Source organism: Gottfriedia sp. ABJ_BB2_2, assembly GCF_055484705.1.
Map to the genome: position 1 here is coordinate 1 of NZ_JBVFKR010000028.1, position 1,092 is coordinate 1,092.

A 1,092-nucleotide genomic window follows, 5' to 3' on the forward strand; every position below is an offset into this window, starting at 1 on the left:
TATTATGTGAGATAGTGATTTTGATTTTTAGTGTGATCTAATGTCGGATTGTCTTTATCTTGAGGAGTTAATTCAAGGGGTAAATACAATAAAACATAAAGAAAATCCTGCGGTGCAAAATCAAGTAGTATAATCGCAGAAGTAAGATCATGTAGTAACTTCATTGGGCTATAGCCAAGCGGTAAGGCAACGGATTTTGATTCCGTCATGCCCTGGTTCGAATCCAGGTAGCCCAGCCATTACTTTTTATGAGTAATGCTCTAGTGCGATAGCACGACCAATAGACTTCTAAGTCATTCAAAAGTGTAGTAATTGTGATACTTGTAATATTATCTTTATTACGAGCCATTAGCTCAGTAGGTAGAGCATCTGACTTTTAATCAGAGGGTCGAAGGTTCGAATCCTTCATGGCTCACTTTTTGTTTATTTGCGGTCGTGGCGGAATGGCAGACGCGCTAGGTTGAGGGCCTAGTGGAGGTTTCTCCGTGGAGGTTCAAGTCCTCTCGGCCGCATCAAATATGTATATAACCAGACAATCTACAGCTGTAGATTGTCTTTTTTGTACTTTATAGTAGTTTGAGCAATCCCTATTACAAGGTTGATCTATTTAGTGATTGAGGTTTGTTTAATATTTCTATAATATAGTTTCTTCTCAAACATTAAGTAAATTCTTCGGAGTACATTGATTAAATAAATGCTAACTGCATATACTAAGCACTTCAACGTCACATTCTAATTAGCGGAAATAACTTATTTTAATAAAAGTTATTTTTTCTTTAAAATAATGTTGACTTTGTGTTCATGTTGCTTTAATATAGATAAAGTTCCCGTTAGAACTTAACGAAGTCATCAGAAGCTTATCGTAGTAAGCTTACTAAGTTTAAGATAAATAAACTTTTAAAAAGATGTTGACTTCAAGTAGTAGTTATTATATACTATAAAAGTCGCTAACGAAGTGACAACACAATATGCGCCCGTAGCTCAATTGGATAGAGCGTTTGACTACGGATCAAAAGGTTATGGGTTCGAGTCCTTTCGGGCGCGCCATATTACGGGAAGTGGCTCAGCTTGGTAGAGCACCTGGTTTGGGAC

General features: G+C 36.9%; 4 tRNA genes. All 4 read left to right on the forward strand.

The window, feature by feature from the left end:
- The first annotated feature begins 164 nt into the window (after positions 1-164).
- The 4 genes from ACX6U0_RS21255 (at position 165) to ACX6U0_RS21270 (ending at position 1,047) form a co-directional block, all read left to right on the forward strand.
- A tRNA-Gln gene (locus tag ACX6U0_RS21255) sits at positions 165-239 on the forward strand.
- A gap of 103 nt (positions 240-342) precedes the next feature.
- Positions 343-415, forward strand: a tRNA-Lys gene (locus ACX6U0_RS21260).
- A gap of 14 nt (positions 416-429) precedes the next feature.
- Positions 430-512 (forward strand) — tRNA-Leu (locus tag ACX6U0_RS21265).
- Between the two features lie 458 nt (positions 513-970).
- A tRNA-Arg gene (locus tag ACX6U0_RS21270) sits at positions 971-1,047 on the forward strand.
- The last annotated feature ends 45 nt before the right edge of the window (positions 1,048-1,092 follow it).